Here is a 20,176-nt window from a genome sequence, read left to right as displayed (position 1 = left end):
GAGGTTTTGAGATATTGCCCTATTTCAAAAGATTTGAAAAAACACTTCTATATATTGGTCAGATAATACATGGAAGAAGAGTTCTTTACTTACTTCCAGAAACGAATACATTTAGAGCTGATAGCTTGACATTAGAACAATCTTTTTACCAAGAAAAAGGTATCTTTATTTTTTCATTATTAGAGGAAACCATCCTCAATGACAAAACCGTAGAATTACTAATAACTAATATTCGAGATTACATAAATAAACAAATACCTACAAATAGAGCTTTTTTGTGGATGAATTATGAAGATGATCTAAAAAAAATAGAACTACAAGGATTTGGATTCATGGAATTCAATAAATCCTATAAAATGGTACAATCTCTTACAGCTGATCTATCAAACGACTTGAAATTGTATATAGGACAGTCGGACATTTGTTATGATGATAGTAAAAGAGAAATTATTTTTAATGGGAGAATAGAGTTAAATACTATTAGCGGAATATCGACTTGTCAGGTAGAACCACAAAAAGTTACTCTATCATTTGACTCAGATGAAATGGGATGTTTTAAATACAAAATACATATATCCCAAGGAAAAGATTTTGATATTATGAATTTCGGTATATATTATTTTACAATTGACGATAATGAAATATTAACTCGTACTTATCCAATTATAAAACTAAATCTTGAAACATCAAATAATAGAGTTTATTTCAATGCATGTACCGATGTAACAGATTTATTAAATCCAGATCGCACTTATTTTGCTTTTGCAGGACAAGATAAAAATCTTAAAGGGGAAATAATAAAAACAGTTTTACCTACAACATTTGTTACCAATTATGGACATTTTCTTAATCTCATACCAATGTCAAAAGATGGAATGAATGTCAATAATAATTCCATTAGAGAGGCCAAAATGGTTTTTGGTATTAATCCCAGGGAAAGGCTGAATAGATATTTGATGCCTCATGGTGATTTTGCAATAGGTACCAAAAAAAATGAAGAGACAAAAGGACATAAACTTCTTTGTGGTTTATCAGGAACAGAAGTATTGACTTTTCAACCAACGATAGATGAGAATATAGGTAATCTACTTAGTTTCTATTCACATATGCCAGCCTTTGCTCCAGATTTTCCATTTAATGAAGCATCTCCAGTAGCACCGCCCATAACCAATACTCCTTTACTGACTGATGAATATGATACATCTTGGGTCACAATAAAAAAAGCAATAGAAGATAATTGTAATTCATATTATATATCACAACCTGAAAAAGCTTCATTTTATGGACATAAGGACAATAATGATAGAGGTCATATTCTTTTTGCAGAAGAATTTGGTTATCCTATCCCTGAAGACGAGAATTCATGTTTCCCTTTAGTTCCATATGGAAATCATAGACTGGATTATGGGGATAATGATGAAACTATCTTGTTATTTGAAAAACAGATTCTATCAGCAGTACGTCATAATAGAATAATGGAAGCAATTGAATGTAATACAGATGAAAAATCAAAATTACTATTTTTAAGAAAAACAAATGAAAATAGAGTATTTCACATAACAACACCATCAGGAATTATTGTTGAAGTAGATAATGAATTAAGAAAGTGGGAAAGGATTCTTCTTGGACAAAATGAAGAAGGAATACAAATGAGTTTTGACAAACCAGATATAAAACTTCAGCAAATTTTTCAGACAGATCAAATGTTTCTTGTTGCAACAGATAATACTCATCTATCAGGTTTTAAAAATAAGATGTCTATAGACGGTTGGAACTTTAAAGTAGATATAGGTACAGAGACAAATGATTTCGGGAATTACAGTAACGTCATAATCATGAAATTCTCAAAAGGGAAATTGAGAGATCTTGTTAAAAAAACTAGAGGATTCTCACAAGCATATGATTTCAATAAACAAGAAGAAATAGTAATGGTTTCACAGTGGTTGCAAGATTATATAGAAGACGGTATTGAAAGAGCAGATCGTGGGAATCATCTTTTCGACCATTTCAAAGATATAGTTACCAATGAACACTGGAATGGAATATTATTTTTGAAAGTAGACATCAATAAAATGCCAAAACAATTAGAAGCTCTTAGAGGAGGAATGAATCCTGATTATTTTTATGCCCATCATTTTGGAATTGAGACCAGTCCTATAGATAGTATCAATATTGAGATTAATGACAGCAGTTCTATGTTTGGTTTGATTGATTATACTGATCCTTCCTATGATATTAATAATCCAGAAAAGATTCTTACACCTGCTTCTGATGCTGATTATGATTTTAGAGTTCTCACATTGAAGGTGCTTTTTGAAAATTCTGCTATAAAAAGCTTTTCAAGCACAGCGCAACTGACAATAAATAGATTATTTAATCTTCCAGTAGCATATATGGGAGATAAAGAAAATACTTATCCGACAATTCTGCTAGAAGGTTCATTACAGCAAAGAAAGTCAAAGGATGGTTCCACTCAAACTACTTATATGTTAGATACGGTTGATGATAATATCTTTTATTTCAACAGCACTGTATTAAAAAGAGTCGAGATTGTCAAGGTACAGCTTAACACTACACAAGCTGATGAAGGAGCTCAAAATGATAATTCCGTTAATGGTAGATTTGATATAAGAGGCTATATGGATTTTGGAGTACTCAGTAGTCATGTTGATATAAAAGAAAGTGAAAGAGTATTTCAAGTGTATGATTTTTTGTCCTTTGGAAATAATTATGAAATACGTGGAAGTCAAAATAGTGAGAACTATGTATTCTATGAAGAGTTTAAAAGAAAAGGATTGAAATTCTCAGGTCTTGGTATCAATATGGTTTACTCAGAAAATGATTCTACTGATACAACATTATCAATGGATTATTCACAAATAACTTTTGATTTATTAAGGAGTAGTATAAGAACTAGAAAGAATAACCCTGAAAATAGTCTTTTTAATGACTTCAAATTACAATTAGAAGGCATTGTGGTAGGGAATGAAAAGAAACAGCCTGTGGACTTTGGATATGTTCCAGTTACTACTGATGTTGAACAGGTATCATTACAAGGAACTTGGACAGGTCTTTCATTTAAGTTGAAAATGGGAACGTTAGGTGAACTAGCTGATAAAGTCAAGTTGAAATCTAATATTCTGTTAGCGTGGTCATCGGGAAATGAAACTCAAGAATCTAATGATTCATTTTTTGTAGGTATAAAGCTACCAGGTGTTTCTGGCAGTTCGAAGATGTTTTCTTTGCAAGGTGTTTTTAAACTGTCTATAAAAGATATTATGCTAAAATATATGATTAAACAAAAAGTTTATATGTTAGTACTTTCTGATATAGCACTCAGATTCTTTGGACTATTAAAACTACCACCTAATGGTTCTACCTCCTTTTATCTATTCGGAAATCCTGATAGTGAAAGTACCTCTAGTGAACTGGGATGGTATACCATATACAATCAGGATAGTAAAAATAAGAGGCTGGGGGGGATTAATCATGAAAGCTTTTGATTATTTAATAGGAAATTTAATTAAAGAAGCCAATAAAAAACAAGATACAAATATAAAAAAAGCTTGCTTAAAATTTCAAAAAATCATTCAGAATGAAAAAGTTATTCGTATTTTTGTAGCAGGTTCTAATGGGAGTGGACACCAAACTACAACTGTACATATTATGATGAGACTCATATATGCATTTGAATACAGCGGTAATGTAGAGGTTTACTATGAAGAAAAAGAAAAAGCAGACAAACCTACAAAGGAAAAGCTAATACAGCTAATACTGGGTTTGACAAACAAAAATTTTGATAAATATATAAAAATTGGTCCAAAGACCGAAGAAGCAACTATAACTTTTATTGAATATGACCCAAATAATAAGCCAGAAAATAAAGTGAATTATGGATTTACTGGTGGAGCAGATGATAAAGAAGAAAATTATGCTATAAAATTAAATGTTTCCAAATTCCTTAGATTACAGCCATTAAAATGGATAAATGCACCAAATGACATTGAATATATACAAAAAGATAAGATTGTATTAAGTGAGTTGGTTGATTCACCTTATTACTATAGAGCTATAGAACTTGATGAAAAGGATTGGGAAAAAATACTTGAAGAAGAAGATAAAGATACCTTAGAAAGAACAAAACTAGAACATACAAAAAACCTCTATGAAGAACTTAAAAAAGGTGATAAAAGTGGTATTTATGTCCTGCCAATATACGGGATTAGAGATGATGGTAAAATGCAGTTAGCTGATATGAAAAATCCAGCAAAATATATGTATATCCTATTATCTTCTCTTATTAAGCTAATTGAGAATAAAACTAATAATGACAAAAAAATCGTTGTAGTATCATTTGGAGAGATTGGGGAAGAAACAGTTAAAAAAATAGAGTCTGGTTGTAAAGAATATTTAGAAGACGAAATTGCTAAAATATTAAATAAAATAACACAATATAGTAAAAAGGATAGTAGATATAAAAAATATGTAAACTTAAGTAAAATATATAAAAGTCTAATAAAAGATAATAGCAACCTATTAGACAAATTAGATTGTGTTTATGTTAAGAAAGATACATCAATAGAAAGTCAAAAGTTAAATGATAAAAGTAAAGTTTTATATTTGCAACTGGGTGGTGTATCAACAACTGTTTTTAATTATTTTTATTCAAATTCAAATTTAGCTACTGTATTTGAAGGACAGGGAACAGCTCCTAAAGCGATTTGTTTCGGTAAACCTTACTTACAGCTTGGAAAAGTAGTTGCCGAACATAAATATGAATATGTTAAAAAGTATAAAAAAGGTAGAGATTATATTATTGATGCACTAGATGGATTACTTAATGCTTTTCCAACAGAGCAGGATGTTGAGTATGAAGATATTGATATGGATTACATTAAAAATAAAATTAATAATATCTACAAATTTATGTTGCAAATAATAGATGATAAAAAATCATATGTTGAAAATTATATTAAATGGATACAAAAAGAGTACTCCAGTGAGAAAGATGACAAATTGCTCAAAGCAATTGTTTCATTAATGGAACAGGAAGAACAAAAAGAAAAAGTAGATATCAAGAATGATGATAAATCATTTATAATTAACAATAATACACCTGAAGAAGAACTCATAGAATTATTGAAAAGGATGAATGAAAAGATTTCTCCTGAGCAGACTGTTGATTTACTAGAGGTTCTACCCATTGGATATATGAAGGAATTCTATGAAAACATAACTATCAATAAACAATTTCTTGTACAAAATATTAAGATTTCTCCTAATTATAATGATGATAAACAGCTGACAAGTATAGTTATCACTGGAGTAACTGATTGTTTTGGGATTGATACTAAGATTGAATCATTAGAATTTGCTATCGAACCTGCGGGAGTGAAATCCATGGGTAGATATAGTTGTGTAAAATCTGATACCAAATGGGATATTATGGGAGCGCCGTGGATAGTACTTGAAAAACCAGGATTTGATCTAAACGTATTTAACTATGCAAAACCTGTCAGTGGAATAATATTCGGCAATTTAAAATCACTAGGAGTACAACTTACTTTGCAGTATCCTATTAATACTCAATGGATTATTGAAGGTAGATTTGACAAACCATATTTGACTATTGCCAAGATGGGTCAAGTATTAGGTGGTATTAATATTCAGCAGTATCTTCCGGAAGCTGTATATACACTTGTAGATTTGGGCATAGAAAAAATCAATATTACATATGATTCTGTAAGTAAAACTATAAGTTATATAAGTGTTGTTATTAAACCGAATCATGATGTATCAATGCAATTGATTCCGAATATTGATGTTAATGATTTATGGATTGAATTTATGGTATATAACCCTATTGATCTTTCTAATCGTCATATTGAAGTTGATCTAGGAGGAACAATGGATGTTGGTGGAGGTATACTAACAATAAACGCAAATTATCCTGAGTATGTCATTAGTGGGAACCTTACATCAGGTAAGATTGATATAAACAAATTTATTAATATCTTTTTACCAGATGCCAGCATTGATATTAAGACATATATAAGTCAAATGTCATTATATCTGGATATAAAAAAATTAAATTATGGTTTTAGTGTGACATTAGATACTGATTGGCAAATAGAAATTGCAAGTAAACCAATCTTCACCATTACTAATTTAGGTTTATCCGTGGAGGGAAAAGGAAAACAAATACCATCTGTTACTATATCCGGGTCGGTAGATATTAACCAGAGCAAGAGCGAAAAAGTAAGAATCAACATGCTGGCATCCTATGAATCAGATAATAAGAAGTGGCTAATAAAAGGAAATAGCAGAGGTGTATTTTCTCTAGCAAGCATGCTTAATTACTATACACAGGGAATTATAACCTTAGATGCGGATATACAGATAGAAAACATGGATGTGGAAATACATAAAGGCAATAATTCTACTTTTTTCAAGTGTTCGGCAAAAACAGCATACAAATGGGAGGTCTTCTCAGATCTAAGTTTAGATGCTACAGTGGAGTTCGGATATAGAAGTAAAAGCCTTAATCTAACAACTAGTTGTGGTAATGAAATAATCATGATAGATGACATGTCTGATGATAGTAATGGTGAAGGTGAATGGTTTGGTAGAATCTCTTGTGAAACTAGATGGCAATCTATAGATATTATCATAGGTTCAGAATTCGATACAGGAAAAAAAGAATGGAGTTTATGGTTTAGGTGGCTATGTTTTTATGGATCAATTAAAAAAATGAAAGTTAAGGGTAATGACCATTGGATTGGTACACTAAAGATATCAGATTTTTCATTTGGGAATATGATAGAAGAAATGATTTCTTGGGCTACAGGTCAGAAGTTTGGCTTAAGTGAACCTTGGAATCTAATTAATAGTATCTCATTAAGCAACTTAGAACTAGAGTACGATTTTACAGGCAAAAAAGTATCATTCAATATAGCCATTGCACCTATTGAACTTGGACTTGCGAAAATAGAGGGAATAGGTGTAGCGTATGATCCAGATGAAAAAAGTGTAATAGTAGAGCTAAAAGGTTCATTCAGATGGATGAGTGATCCTGATGCACCTCTTAGCTGGGATGCAACAGATCCTGATAGTGCACCTGTACCTCCTGGAAGTGGTAATAAATATATAGACCTTAGATTACTTGCCCTTGGACAACATGTTTCAATAACTGGTTTGAATGAAGTAGATAAAGTCCAAGATGCAATAGATATAATTAGAGAATTACCTGAACTCAAAAGGGGACAATTACCTATTGGTGAACCAGGACAGCCTGTTTATGATGGCAAGAATTCTTGGTTGATAGTAGCTGATTTTGGTCTGTTGAAGATAGAAGAAAGTGAACAAAAAGCTGGATATGTAGTACAACTTTCCACAATATTTCATGATTCGGATTTATATGCCCTACGAATTGCGTTAGCAGGTAATGCTGCTAAAGTGTTAAAAGGTCTGGAGTTTGAAATTATGTATAGAAAAATTAATGATACTGTAGGATGCTATTCATCTGAAATAAAATTACCTGACACTATAAGAAATATTTCCGTAGGAGCTTACACCATTACATTACCCGTTCTAGGAGTAGAGATATATACTAACGGTGACTTTAAAATTGATATTGGATTTCCTTGGAACTTTGATTTTTCTCGTTCCTTTACATTGCAAGGTATTGTTGTGATAGGCCCCGTACCTGTACCACTGCTTGGATCAGCTGGTTTCTATTTCGGAAAGCTAAGTCAAGATACTTGTAAAGATGTGCCCAAAAGTTCTCTGGGAAACTTTAAACCAATACATGTGTTTGGGATAGGGCTTCAGTTCGGACTAGGCAAATACATCGAAAAAGGTATATTTAGAGCGGGTTTATCCCTCACTGTAGCAGGTATATTAGAAGGAATTATCGCAAAATGGAACCCTATTCAACCAGATAGTACTGGAGGCAGTTCATCACAACAGTTACAGGGTGATTATTATTTTTGGATGCAGGGTACAGTTGGTATTATTGGTAAGTTATTCGGTTTAGTAGATTTCAGTATAGTAAAGGCTCAAGTAGATGTTGATCTGAAAATAACAGCTGGATTGACATTAGCCTCATATGCTGATATTCCTATAACTGTCCATGCTTCTGTAGATGTTGCTCTAAAAGTAAGCATTAATTGTGGACTTTTTAAAATTAAAATTCATTTTAGTTTTTCCATGAGGATTAAAGAAACTTTTACCATTAAAACCGATTCAGGAAAACCACCTTGGTATGATTCACAACTTAGTGATATGAGCGATTATCATAAAAAGCAAGTAAGACGGTTAAAAGCTTCAACACTTGGAAAGTTGTTTTATGATAGAGTAAGTACACAGCCATTTATAATTAATTGGTCTAATCTAATAGATGCAGATGTATCTACTTACATGAAGTCTTACATAGTACCATCCCTTACTATGTCTATAGATGGAGAGAAAAAAGATGCAGAAGCGTGTTACGTACCATTAATGTTTATAGAAACAATACCAGAAGATTCATTATGCAGAGGGATACAAGAAAATGAAGAAATGACATCTTTTGAAATTTTGTGTACATATATATTAAGGTGGGTTATTGCTGCAGCAATGCAAAAAAAATGTACTGTGGAGGAGATTGATGATTTTGTTATAACTTCAGAGCTCATCAATAATATTCAACAATATCTAGCAGGAAAATATGATTCAAAGGGAATATTTGATCCCAATAATGACTCTAATGAGGTTTTAACTCCTAATGATGTGGAAGAATTCATTAAAAGCCAGAAGTTGATATTTAAGGTACAGACACCATCATTATTGAATAATAGTGAAAGAGAAGGAGCTATTTTCCCTATTCCTAGGAAATTAGGTCTTGATATTAAGAGTTATGGAAATGACAGCAACATACAATATACTTTTGATGATTTTTCAAAGATAGATGATACTTATATTGAAGGACTCAGAGAGTATTTTGATAAATTATCCGTTATAGTTAAGGAAGAGGATGAAAAGAAATATAAAGATGAAATGCTAAATGATGAAGAAGGTTCTTTGGCAGGTTTCATATTCTCAGATTATTTCTTGCTTATAGCAAAACAAATGGTACAAGCTGCCCTAGATTCTCTTAGAAACTTCAAATTACTAATTGATGATAATATGTCAATTAATGATATTATTAGTTGGGTAAATAATAATGCAAAGTTCTCTAAGCAGAATGAATTTACAGCAGAGGAATTATTGGAGGGTAATGAAAATCATTTATTTAATGCTAATAAAAAGCTTAAGATAGTTGGCGTTAAGCATATTATTAAAGATGGTCAGAGTTTCAATACTATAACTACTGATATATATAGAAGAGCATTTCCAGTGATAGAATTGATTGTAGAAAATAGGCAAAGAGTTGGACTTTTTGTTTCAGGGTCAGTCATTAAGTATACGAGGGATAGCCAAACCTTTAATTTTGAAGTTACAGATTCAGATACAATAGAGTCCATTGCGAAAAATATTACAGAAGGTGATATTGATAAGCTTATCAGAATATCGGATATTTCTACTAATAATGAAATACTTCAAGCTTTTGCAGATATAACATTACCAACATTCTTATACACGACAGTAGAAGGAGATTGCAACTCAAGGATAACTGATAAATTTAATGTTTCAATTACTGTTCATCCTGATAATTTAGAGATAACAGATCTCTTTAGAAAAGGTACTGATAATGACGGTTTCTTGAATATCATTCATTTGAATCAATTTAAAACTAAGGAAATTATTCACGAAATTCATCAAACAGGGGCTATTAAGCATTTGTCCGGAATGGTTTCCAGATATTTACTACATGGACTTCGTTTACCTACAGAAATGGTCAATGGTGGTAGTATCAAGTTGTTAGACCAAACGATAAAGTCAGGAGAATATGGTTTATACAAGTTAACTGGTCAACAATTCACTGTTCCAGAATCTGTAATAGATATTAATACTAATGGAGAAAATCCTTATAGTATTAATATTACAAAAACTAAAGAGCTAGACTGGGTTGAGTTTGATAGCGATCCTGCCAAGACATATATGACAATAACTCTTGATGTCAACGATACAAATGCTATATCCTCAGTATTATCTTATGGAAGAAAAGAAGGCTTCAGTCCAGCAAATTGTAGTATTGGAATTTCATCTATGATAAAATATGAACCTCTTATGGCTCCATTTTCTTCTGTTACTTTATGGAATAGTTCAGATGAAGTGAATTTACCTTATGGAGAATTGCAGCATAATGATTCTAATCAATTAAAACTATGGCAGATACCGGAAAGTCTTCAGAACCTATCAGTGAATAGAAGAAAAGAAGGTATATTACCAAGATTCAATATTGAAATAGGTACTTTCAACGAAGCAACATCAGTACTTGACAGTGAAGTTTGTAAATGCTATGGATGGGGTACGAAAATTGATATTGCAATTAGACGGATACCTACATCAAATGAAAGTCTGGCTGCAAATTGTACCTATGAATTAATGGGATGCAGTGAAAAAGATATAATTTTGTTGGAACGGATAGTAGGTCATATTCAGGATAAGGAAGATTATATAGATAGTTTAAGGTTTTTATATAACTATTCATCATTAACAGATGAAAATAGAGTCCTTATTTCTGCGGACACTAAGGATATTAACTATTTTATCAGCCAAGTAAATTTAACAACAGTAACTAGACCACCTAGTCAAAGTAAGAGTAAGGTTCATAGTAGCATAATAGAAAAGAATCAAACCAATATCAGTTTTTTAAGACAATTATGGGAAAACAGCATAACCAGATCAGGAGGGTATTTCCTTTATTATTGTAATGGAAAATCTAAAGTTGGTTTTCCTGATAATTTATTTAATGATAGAGGAGAAGGTAGAATCACTTTATTAATTATGTATAACAAATTACCTGAGCAGAACGGTATGACTGATTACATGAATTGTGCTATAACAGGAGACTCTATAGATCAAACTAAATCGGTTGTTTATGCTAAGGTTAATCCGGTTATAACTTCAATTAATCCAGCAGGCAGGTCACTTATAGATATTGCTGGTGATTATCATACTAATCCTGCCAAATTAGCAGAAGATAATTCAACTGTAAGACTTAATAATAATAGTCTAACGATTAGTAACGGTACATACACCGTTAAGTCAAATGGACCTATAACAGTTCAAGATATTTGTAATTATTTTGATATTGCATTAGAGGATTTGAAAAAAGTGAATCCCAAGATAATTGATTGGTCCGACTTGTCGGTAGGCAATGTTTTGCAATTACCTGAAATTATAATTGATGTGGGTTCAGCTAAAGGAGGAACAACACTAGAGAGTTTAGCTATTTTCTATGGAGTTTCAATTTCTCAGTTAGCTTATGTAAATAAAGATGTAAAGAGTTTATTTGACGATACTAATATTAATATAGTAAGCGGACCATATTCAATTACTAGTTCAGTACCAGCAGGTACAGTTGTTCTTGAAGCCAAAAGACAGGTTCCTGGAGAAGTTCCAAGTATGCCAGAATCAGATAAAGACTATAATTATGGTAAGCTTTATATTGAACATATGTATAATTTACTAGGGTTCAAAATAAAGGAAAATAATTGGTTCAGTGAAAATCCACTAGGATTACCAATGGGACCTACAGAAAAGTCAGATATGGATGAATTAGATAAAATCCGTATGCCTAGAGGGATTCGTCAACAGGGTGAACTATGGGAGTATCAACAAAGTATACCATATTATAAATTTTATGAATCAGAAAAAGATACTAATTTAGATAATGAAAAAAATCCGTATTCAGGTGTTGGTAATCTATTGCAGATAGATTATTACTGGGTAGATTTATTCGGAAATAAGATTAATGCAAATATGGATACATCTTGTATAACAGTTGATCCGTCGTCATCAGTCATTCCATCCATAATGGGTTATACAGATAAATTGATTCCATTATCTATGTGGCAAGGAGTCAACTATAAGTATACTATCACCAAAGAAAAGGGGCTAAGTATTATACTGGATTTTGATTCTGCATCATTTAATTCATTATTGGTTGAAGACGCAAAGAATGCTAAAATCATTTATGAAAAATTATACTACCAAATAAAAGCGTACAAAGGTAAGGCAAGATTCTCTATCCAATCAAGTTTACTTGATATAGGACCAATACCATTAGAAAAGACTGAAATATTAAGTGATGATAGTTCTATTACAAATATAGAAGAATGGATAGAAAAAATATATACATATGTAAGGTGTCTTGCACAAGGTAGGAGTGATTGTGGGACTTGCCCTAATCAGCTTATCATATATTATCCATTTGCAGCTTATGAAATTAACAGTAAGCCTATATTTTCATTGGATGTAAATTTTATAATGGAAAGGGATAATCAATATGTAGATTCTCATTTTAAAGATTCATCAGATGTTAGAAAAGTAGTAACATCTATTCAGCCAGAGGTCATAAAGAATGATTCTAAGGGAAATGATGACTCAAGTTATGACTTAGAGCAATTCGCCATAGAGTTTGAAAAAACTCTATGCAAAGAAAATGAATATACCATAAAGTTGGCTACTGGAATGAGTAGAGAGAGAACAGCATTAACAGGTAAGATATGGGCAGTAAAAATTAGTGCCAATAATAATGATGGAATACATTATGAAATTATGAACACAGGAAAGCCGGTATTTTTTACTCCTATACCTATTAGTAATCGACTTGAAAGCCGCTGCGATGTACCTATTTATGAATATAAGACAGGTAGTATAATTGATTTTAATAAAATTGATCGTAGGATTTCATTTACGGATGTTGATATTGATATATGGATGAAAACATTCTTAACAGCTGTAGATGACTTTCTTTCCCCAAAATATATATCCTCTTTAGGTATATTGACATTATATAACGGGATAAATTATCTTGATAAGTTAAAGAAACTGAAACAAAACCTTGCAAAATCTTTAAGTGAAATGCTTTATCCAGTCTATGGTAATTGTGAAGATGGACGAGAAGATGCAATGACAATATTTAAACAGCAATTATTACAGAGTTTATTAAGTTTCTATGATACTAAGGTAATGATTCAATTTCAGGCTAATGTAACTGATATATTTGATAAAGAAACTATTGCTACTGATAAATCATTACAGCTCTATGGTACATTCAAAAACTATAATAAAGATATATCCAGTGATGTATTATTGTCAGATGCAAAACTTAATCTGGGTAGTAATACTGATAATGAAATACGTCATTTGACATTTTCTTTAAGCAGCGGCGATGAAAAGCTAAAAGATAAAATGACTAGCAACGTACTACTAGACCTTGACTATCAAGTTACGGATATAGAGCATGAAATAAGTAATGTGCCAGGAATTGAGGGTTATAAAGCTTCATCATGGTTATCTTTTGTCATCAAGAACGATAAGGACAATAAAAAGCCATTAAGTAGTTCACTTGGTAAATTTGAAGTACCTATAATTTACAGAGCTTACCCTACACCACCTTCTATGGTGAATCAATTCAACAAGCATAAGTATGAAGAGTCAGATGATATTAGAGATGCATGTAAATGGGACTATGCTTTCGAGTATAAAAAGGATTATCATTATACTCAAGATGCAACATATTTTACGATTAAATATAATATATCAGAAGAATATTCTATAGAAGATAACCGAGGGAATAGAGATTTGATCGATGCTCTAGCTGAATTTGTAATGGTATATCCAGCTGTTTCAAAAGATCTGGAGGAATATTTATGTAAAATAAATCAAACTGATTGCGACAAGGATTTACTGGAAAAGGCTGTTATAGCAGTTGAATCTTTTATTATTCTTGTTGAAGATGTTTCTAGGACTTGGGAATTAAAAAATTATCCTACATTATGTAAAGAAAATGATTGCAACGATAATTGTTATAAATTCTATACCAAAGAATCATCAATTGATATCATCAATGAAGATAAGACTAAAGTGAAAGCTCTTAAGATTACTATAATAGACGAGGAAACAAGACCAGTAAGTATAGTTGAACCTATTGTTGAAATAGATAACTATTACACTATAAAAGCTGATGAAGATAATCATGTTAATTATATATTCAAATCTATCAAAACGGGAAAATATTTAACTGTAGATGAAGGTTTGGGTATATCTAAACGTATAATCAGAGTGCCAAACATTAATGTTCTATCTATACAGAATGCTGTTACAAGTTCCTATATGATTAGAAATAAGGAGTTGATTGAAGGAAGAATAACAAATGAAGCATTTATTTATCAAACTCCAGTTGTGAGTTTTACCAATCCATATATACCTAAGATTGATATATGGAAAATAATACCTGTAGCTTCAATCAAAACAGGAAGACCAATTGAACAGATACTTAAGGACCATTTACAAGATATGATTACAAGTATAGCCAATGGACAGATAAACGAACTAATGATTCAATTAGAATGTAAATACTCATATAGTATTAATAGTAATCTAACTTCTATTGAGTTACCAGTACTCTTACTTCCTGCTAAGAAATTGAAAATAGATTATGATATACCTAATATAACAGATAATATATTAAAATGGTTTATGAGAAATAAACCGAATGTAGAAGCTGGTGCATTATGGTTTGATCTGATGGTTAGGTCCAATCTAACAGAATATCCTATGCCATTATTACGATTGAGGCGATTGATGTTAGAAGTTAAGTATATAAAAGACATTTTAGACAAATAGAGTAGGTAAAATGGTATCTCCTAGTGCATTATTAAAAGGGGATACCATTTTCTATTAAGTACAATATATATCAGTTTTAGTCATAAAGACAATCTAATCGACATAATTTGACAGTTATATTTATTTAACTGCTTTGATAAATATGGTATAGTAATAAAAAAGGGGTTGACCAAGAGGTGATAAAATGCGAGATAAAAAATTGAGAGTATTAATTGTCGATGATGAATTTCGTATAGGAATGCTTGTGAAAAAGCTTATTAAATGGGATGAAATTGGATTAGAATGTGTTGATGTAGTAGATAAAGGACAAACAGCATATGATCTTATTTTAACTGAGCATCCTGATATTGTTATTACAGACATTCGTATGCCTAGAGTCAGTGGATTAGACTTAATTCGAATGACAAAAGGACAGGCTAAATTTATCGTTATAAGTGGGTATAGGGAATTTGAATATGCCCATAAAGCTCTTCAATACGGAGTAAATGATTACTTATTAAAACCAATCAATGATAAAGAATTAAATAAAGTACTTAAGAAAATAAAAGAAGAAATAATTAAAGCATGTATCAAGCAAAAAAAAGAAGAACAATTAAAAAAAACAATTACAGTAAGTGAACATATCATAAAAAGTAATATTCTAAATAATATAATTGAACACGAAGATAACTTGTCTGAAATTGAAATGAAAGAAGACTATAATTTAATGATTAATGCAGCTGCTTATAGGGGTATTGACATTAAATTGGACTATCGGGATTATGAAAAAATTGATAAACGACAAGATAGGTTAACTGTTGAAAAAGTAATATCTATAGTTGAAGAAAATTTAAATGAAAAAGTAAATGAACAATTGATTTGTGAAAAGGATAATCTTAATCTTTATTGTTTAATAAATTATGAACTAAAAGATTCCAAAGATATAAAAAATGCAATTAACTTCATATTAACTAAAATACAAGAATATTTATTGGGGTTCGAGCAATATGAAGTTACCATTGGTATTGGTTCAGAGGGAAAAAATTTCGACAAAATAAGGTTTTCCATTCAAGAATCATTTAAGGCAGTTCAAAATAGAATTAAATTAGGAACAGGTAGATTGATATATGTAGAATCCGTATGTTTGGAAAATCAATTCGATGTACACAAATACTTAGATAAGAAGAAAGAATTATTCTTAATGAGTATTGAATCTTTATCAAAAGTATCCCTTGAGCAGAGTATAAATCAAATTTATAGTGAATTTCAATTTCAAGACAATATAGATTTCTCTTGTTGTTATGATATAACAAATGAACTTATTAATATGTTCTTTAACCATATTACAATTAAAAATAAAGAAGGAGAACAGTTAAAACAATGGTTACTGAATGTATATCAACAATGTTATACCTTAAGCAAATTAAAAAGATTATTAAAAAAATATCTAGGTGAATATCTAGAGAAATGTCTAAGAATTCTAGAAGTAAAATTATCAAAACCAATTCGCCAAGCAAAACAATATATTGATGAACATTATAATGAAAAAATAATATTAGATGATATTGCAGATATTGTAGATTTGAATCCGGTTTATTTTAGTGTACTTTTCAAAAAAGAAACTGGATTAAATTTTAGTTCTTATTTGGTTAATGTAAGAATGGAGATTGCAAAAGAAATGATACGTAATAGTAATAAAACAATATCTGCAGTTGCAGATGGAGTTGGATATAAAGATGCTAGATATTTTAGCCAGATATTTACGAAAATCGTAGGTATTAAACCTGCTCTATACCGTAAATTATATTCGTAGGAGGAGAGTGGTATGGAATTACACAAAAGAATAAGGGTAGCTATTTTATGTAATGTTTTATTGATAGTTTTAATTATTGTTGGAGTTATTATGGAATTTTCTCCTATAATTTTTATTGCTACATTAATAATAGTGGATATTGGAGTTTTAATTAGTTTATATTGTTTGGTAGTGAAGCCTCTGATAACTTTTGATGTAAGTTTAAACCAATGTATAGAGAATGCAATGGATAGTGAAGAGATTCTGAAAAAAGTTTCCGATGGTATACTTTTCGGTCCAAAAATCAAAAATGTCATAGAAAAATATTCAAACAAAAAAATAAGAGGTAATTCAGCTATAATGTATGATAAACAAGCAGAATTGACAGCTTTGCAAAGTCAAATCAATCCACATTTTTTATATAATACGTTAGATTCTATAAGAGGACAGGCATTAATAGATGATAATGATGAAATTGCAGAAATGGTGGAAGCATTGGCAGTGTTTTTTAGGTATAGCATAAGTCGTAAAGGTGACCTTGTAACACTCCGAGATGAGTTGGCATATATCCAGAATTATATGACGATTCAGCAATATCGCTTCAATAATAGATTTTCATTAGAAATTTACATTGATGAGGAAGACCAAAAAGCATATGACTATTTTATTCCAAAATTAATTCTTCAGCCTATTGTGGAAAATTCTATTTTTCATGGTTTAGAAGACAGTCTGGAAAGTGGAAAAGTTGAAATAGAAGTTATTGTAACTGATAGTAATCTGATATTAACTGTTTCAGATAATGGGAAAGGTATGGATAGTAAATCATTATTAGAACTAAATAGGCATATCCGAGCATCTAATCAAAATCTAGAGAATAATGAGGAAAGAAAGAAAAAACATACGGGAATAGCATTGGCTAATATTCAAAGAAGAATAAAACTACTTTTTGGAGAAGAATATGGTTTAAATGTTTATAGCACTATAGATCAAGGAACTGATGTAGAAATTACGCTTCCTACTAATTATGAAAGGAAGACCAATAAGCAATGAAAAAGGAGATATTACGTATTCATGATTTTAACATGGAGTATAGTTCTACAGTAAAACTTACGAACATATCTATGAGTTTAATGGCTGGAGAATGTATAGGATTCTTGGGATTAATGAACTCTGGGAAAAATTTATTAGTTGATATTTTATGTAAAGGTGAGAACTTAAATCAAAGAAGTTTTTATGTAAATCAAAGAATTGTTAATTGTGCTGATATACAAAAATCTGTTTATAGAATTGCTACTTCAAATTACTTGATTGATAACTGGACTGTAGGAGAATATATATGTTTAGATTCTGTTAGCTCTATATTAGGTATATACTGGAAAAATAGATTGGCTGCTAAGACAGAATTATTCCTAAAACACTTGAAATTGGATATTGATGTTAATAAAAAATTGGGAGATTTATCAGGATTAGAAAAGCGCTTGATAGACTTAGTAAAAGCGTATAGTCTAGAAAAGAAAATCATAGTGATAGAAGATGAATTTCAAGGATGCTCAATTGAGGATATTAAACAATTCAAAGAGGTCCTAAATCGTGTTATTAATAATAGAATGGTAGTTATAATAAATAGCCACTCAGATTACGTATCAAATATTTTGTCAGACAAATATATTATTTTTAAGAAAGGATATATAGTAAAGAAGTGTAATAAAGAGTATATAAAAGATAATAATCATTTAGAGAAATTTTTACTAGGTGCAAGAATCACGTCTAAGAAAAAAGATTTAGATAGTTATAAAAACGAACAAAATATAATTAGTCAAGTTATATATTCAGTTAAAAATGTTCGATTAAAAATAAGAGATGATATTCATTTAGACTTTGCAAAAAGTGAAGTAGTTACAATTCTTATATTAGATGTTAATGAAAAAGAGCAGTTTTTTGATTTGATATCAGGAAGATATATAGATAAATATATGAAAATATATTTGGAACAAAACATATGCAATTTCTCTAATGTAACAGATTTTGTAAAGAAAAAAATTGTTTCCATTGCAGATATGGGAGGGGTGGATGAATTATTATTAAGTATGTCTGATGGAGACAATCTTTGGATTCCATCATTAGATAAAATTTCATCATTACAATATATTTTTTCACAACATAGAATGGATAAAATGTTAAAGAAACAAATGAAGGGTAATATAGAAGAAACGGGAAATGATATTAAGAATATGAGTATTAATGATCATATAATTCTTTTACTTGAAAGATGGTATATTTATAAGCCAAAAGTTTTGATATTACTTGAGCCTTTTGTACATTGTGACATTTACGGTGTTTCCTTAGTGAAATCATATATAAAAAAATTTACCAGTTTAGGAACCACAGTTATAATCGTAAAATCTAGAGAAGAGTATATCGCTGATATATCTGATCGCATTATTCACATTAAATAAATAAAGAGAGGGGATATTAAATATTTCCTCTCTTTATTAATATATTCATACATATTCTAAAGAACATCACATTGGAACAAGGCATTATTAAATATATAATAAAGTTACTTCAAAACAATAACAATATTTTTTAAAACTTAAGGAGGATAATCCATGAATAAGAAAATTTTATCATTAATGTTAACATTAATTATGGTTGTAAGTTTAGTTATTGGGTGTAGCAAAGAGAATAAAAGTGAAGTTACAGAAAGTAGTGCAAAAGTAAGTAAAGATTTAACATTTGTTGTTGTACCAAAATGTGTACATCCTTGGTTTGATGAGGTTAATAAAGGTGCTCAAGCACAAGCAAAGGCTCTTTCTGAACAATTAGGAGTTAAAGTTACTGTTAACTACCGTGCCCCTGTAACAGCTGATGTGGCTGAACAAAATACAGTATTAGAACAAGCGGCAGCAACGAGACCTGACGGTATTGCTCTTGACCCATTGGATTATGAAGGAAACAAAGCAGTTATTGAAGAAATTCAGAAGCAAGGAATCCCTGTAGTATTATTTGATGCTTCAGCACCTGCTGGAAGTGGCTTAACAAGTGTAGGAATTGATTTTACTGAACAGGCTACAATGGCATCTGATAAATTAGCAGAACTTATTGGAGAAGAAGGTAAAGTTGCTGTTATGCAAGGGGTTCCGACAGCTCCAAATCATGCAGAACGTTACCAAGCACATTTAGATGCTTTAGCTAAATACCCTAATATTGAGGTTATTGAGGGTGGTATTGATAATGACAGTGTTGAAGAGGCTCAATCACAAGCAGCAGCAGTGTTAGCAGCTAATCCAGATTTAGAAGGTTACTTAAATTGTGATGGTGGTGCTGCAGGTATTGCAGCAGCAGTAGAAGAAGCTGGGAAAACAGATCAAGTTACAATAGTATCTATTGCTAATTTGATCGATATTCTAAAATATGTTAAAAAAGGAACAATTACAGGTACATCTTCTTCTATTCCTCAATTACAAGGTTCTATGTCGGTATTAATGTTATGGCAAGTATCTATAGGTCTTGATATACCAAAAGTTATTGATACAGGTATTGTATATATTGATTCAGAAAATGTTGATGAGTGGATTAAAATTGTTGAAAATTAAAGTTGAAGTAAATAAGAATTTATAAATGCAT

Annotated in this window: 6 protein-coding genes; all 6 read left to right on the top strand. The window is 30.6% G+C overall.

Annotated elements, in window-relative coordinates; genetic code table 11:
- Positions 1 to 14 precede the first annotated feature (14 nt).
- The 6 genes from QMG30_RS00780 (at position 15) to QMG30_RS00755 (ending at position 20,145) form a co-directional block, all read left to right on the top strand.
- Positions 15 to 3,503: a hypothetical protein gene (locus tag QMG30_RS00780; protein ID WP_281811203.1), complete on the top strand. Its 3,489-nt coding sequence runs from the start codon at positions 15 to 17 to the stop codon at positions 3,501 to 3,503.
- Complete coding sequence (locus QMG30_RS00775; protein WP_281811201.1) at positions 3,490 to 14,778, top strand: V-type ATP synthase subunit I domain-containing protein; 11,289 nt, start codon at positions 3,490 to 3,492, stop codon at positions 14,776 to 14,778. The genes QMG30_RS00780 and QMG30_RS00775 overlap by 14 nt, the downstream gene beginning before the upstream one ends.
- 184 nt (positions 14,779 to 14,962) lie before the next feature.
- Complete coding sequence (locus QMG30_RS00770) at positions 14,963 to 16,570, top strand: response regulator transcription factor (protein WP_281811199.1); 1,608 nt, start codon at positions 14,963 to 14,965, stop codon at positions 16,568 to 16,570.
- A gap of 12 nt (positions 16,571 to 16,582) precedes the next feature.
- Complete coding sequence (locus QMG30_RS00765; RefSeq protein WP_281811197.1) at positions 16,583 to 17,599, top strand: sensor histidine kinase; 1,017 nt, start codon at positions 16,583 to 16,585, stop codon at positions 17,597 to 17,599.
- A complete protein-coding gene (locus tag QMG30_RS00760; protein WP_281811195.1) occupies positions 17,596 to 19,005 on the top strand; it encodes an ATP-binding cassette domain-containing protein in 1,410 nt (469 codons plus the stop codon). Before QMG30_RS00765 ends, QMG30_RS00760 begins: the two co-directional genes overlap by 4 nt.
- Positions 19,006 to 19,158: 153 nt before the next feature.
- Positions 19,159 to 20,145 (top strand): substrate-binding domain-containing protein, encoded by a 987-nt coding sequence (locus QMG30_RS00755; protein ID WP_281811193.1) that lies wholly within the window; start codon positions 19,159 to 19,161, stop codon positions 20,143 to 20,145.
- Positions 20,146 to 20,176: the final 31 nt, after the last annotated feature.

Source organism: Vallitalea longa (assembly GCF_027923465.1).
Lineage (GTDB): Bacteria > Bacillota > Clostridia > Lachnospirales > Vallitaleaceae > Vallitalea > Vallitalea longa.
This window is presented reverse-complemented; position numbering and strand designations above follow the sequence as displayed.

What these genes read in the sequence shown, in the direction of transcription:
- QMG30_RS00775 (WP_281811201.1), top strand. Translation starts at nt 3,490, where the DNA reads ATGAAAGCTTTTGATTATTTAATAGGAAATTTAATTAAAGAAGCCAAT.
- QMG30_RS00770 (WP_281811199.1), top strand. Translation starts at nt 14,963, where the DNA reads ATGCGAGATAAAAAATTGAGAGTATTAATTGTCGATGATGAATTTCGT.
- QMG30_RS00765 (WP_281811197.1), top strand. Translation starts at nt 16,583, where the DNA reads ATGGAATTACACAAAAGAATAAGGGTAGCTATTTTATGTAATGTTTTA.
- QMG30_RS00760 (WP_281811195.1), top strand. Translation starts at nt 17,596, where the DNA reads ATGAAAAAGGAGATATTACGTATTCATGATTTTAACATGGAGTATAGT.
- QMG30_RS00755 (WP_281811193.1), top strand. Translation starts at nt 19,159, where the DNA reads ATGAATAAGAAAATTTTATCATTAATGTTAACATTAATTATGGTTGTA.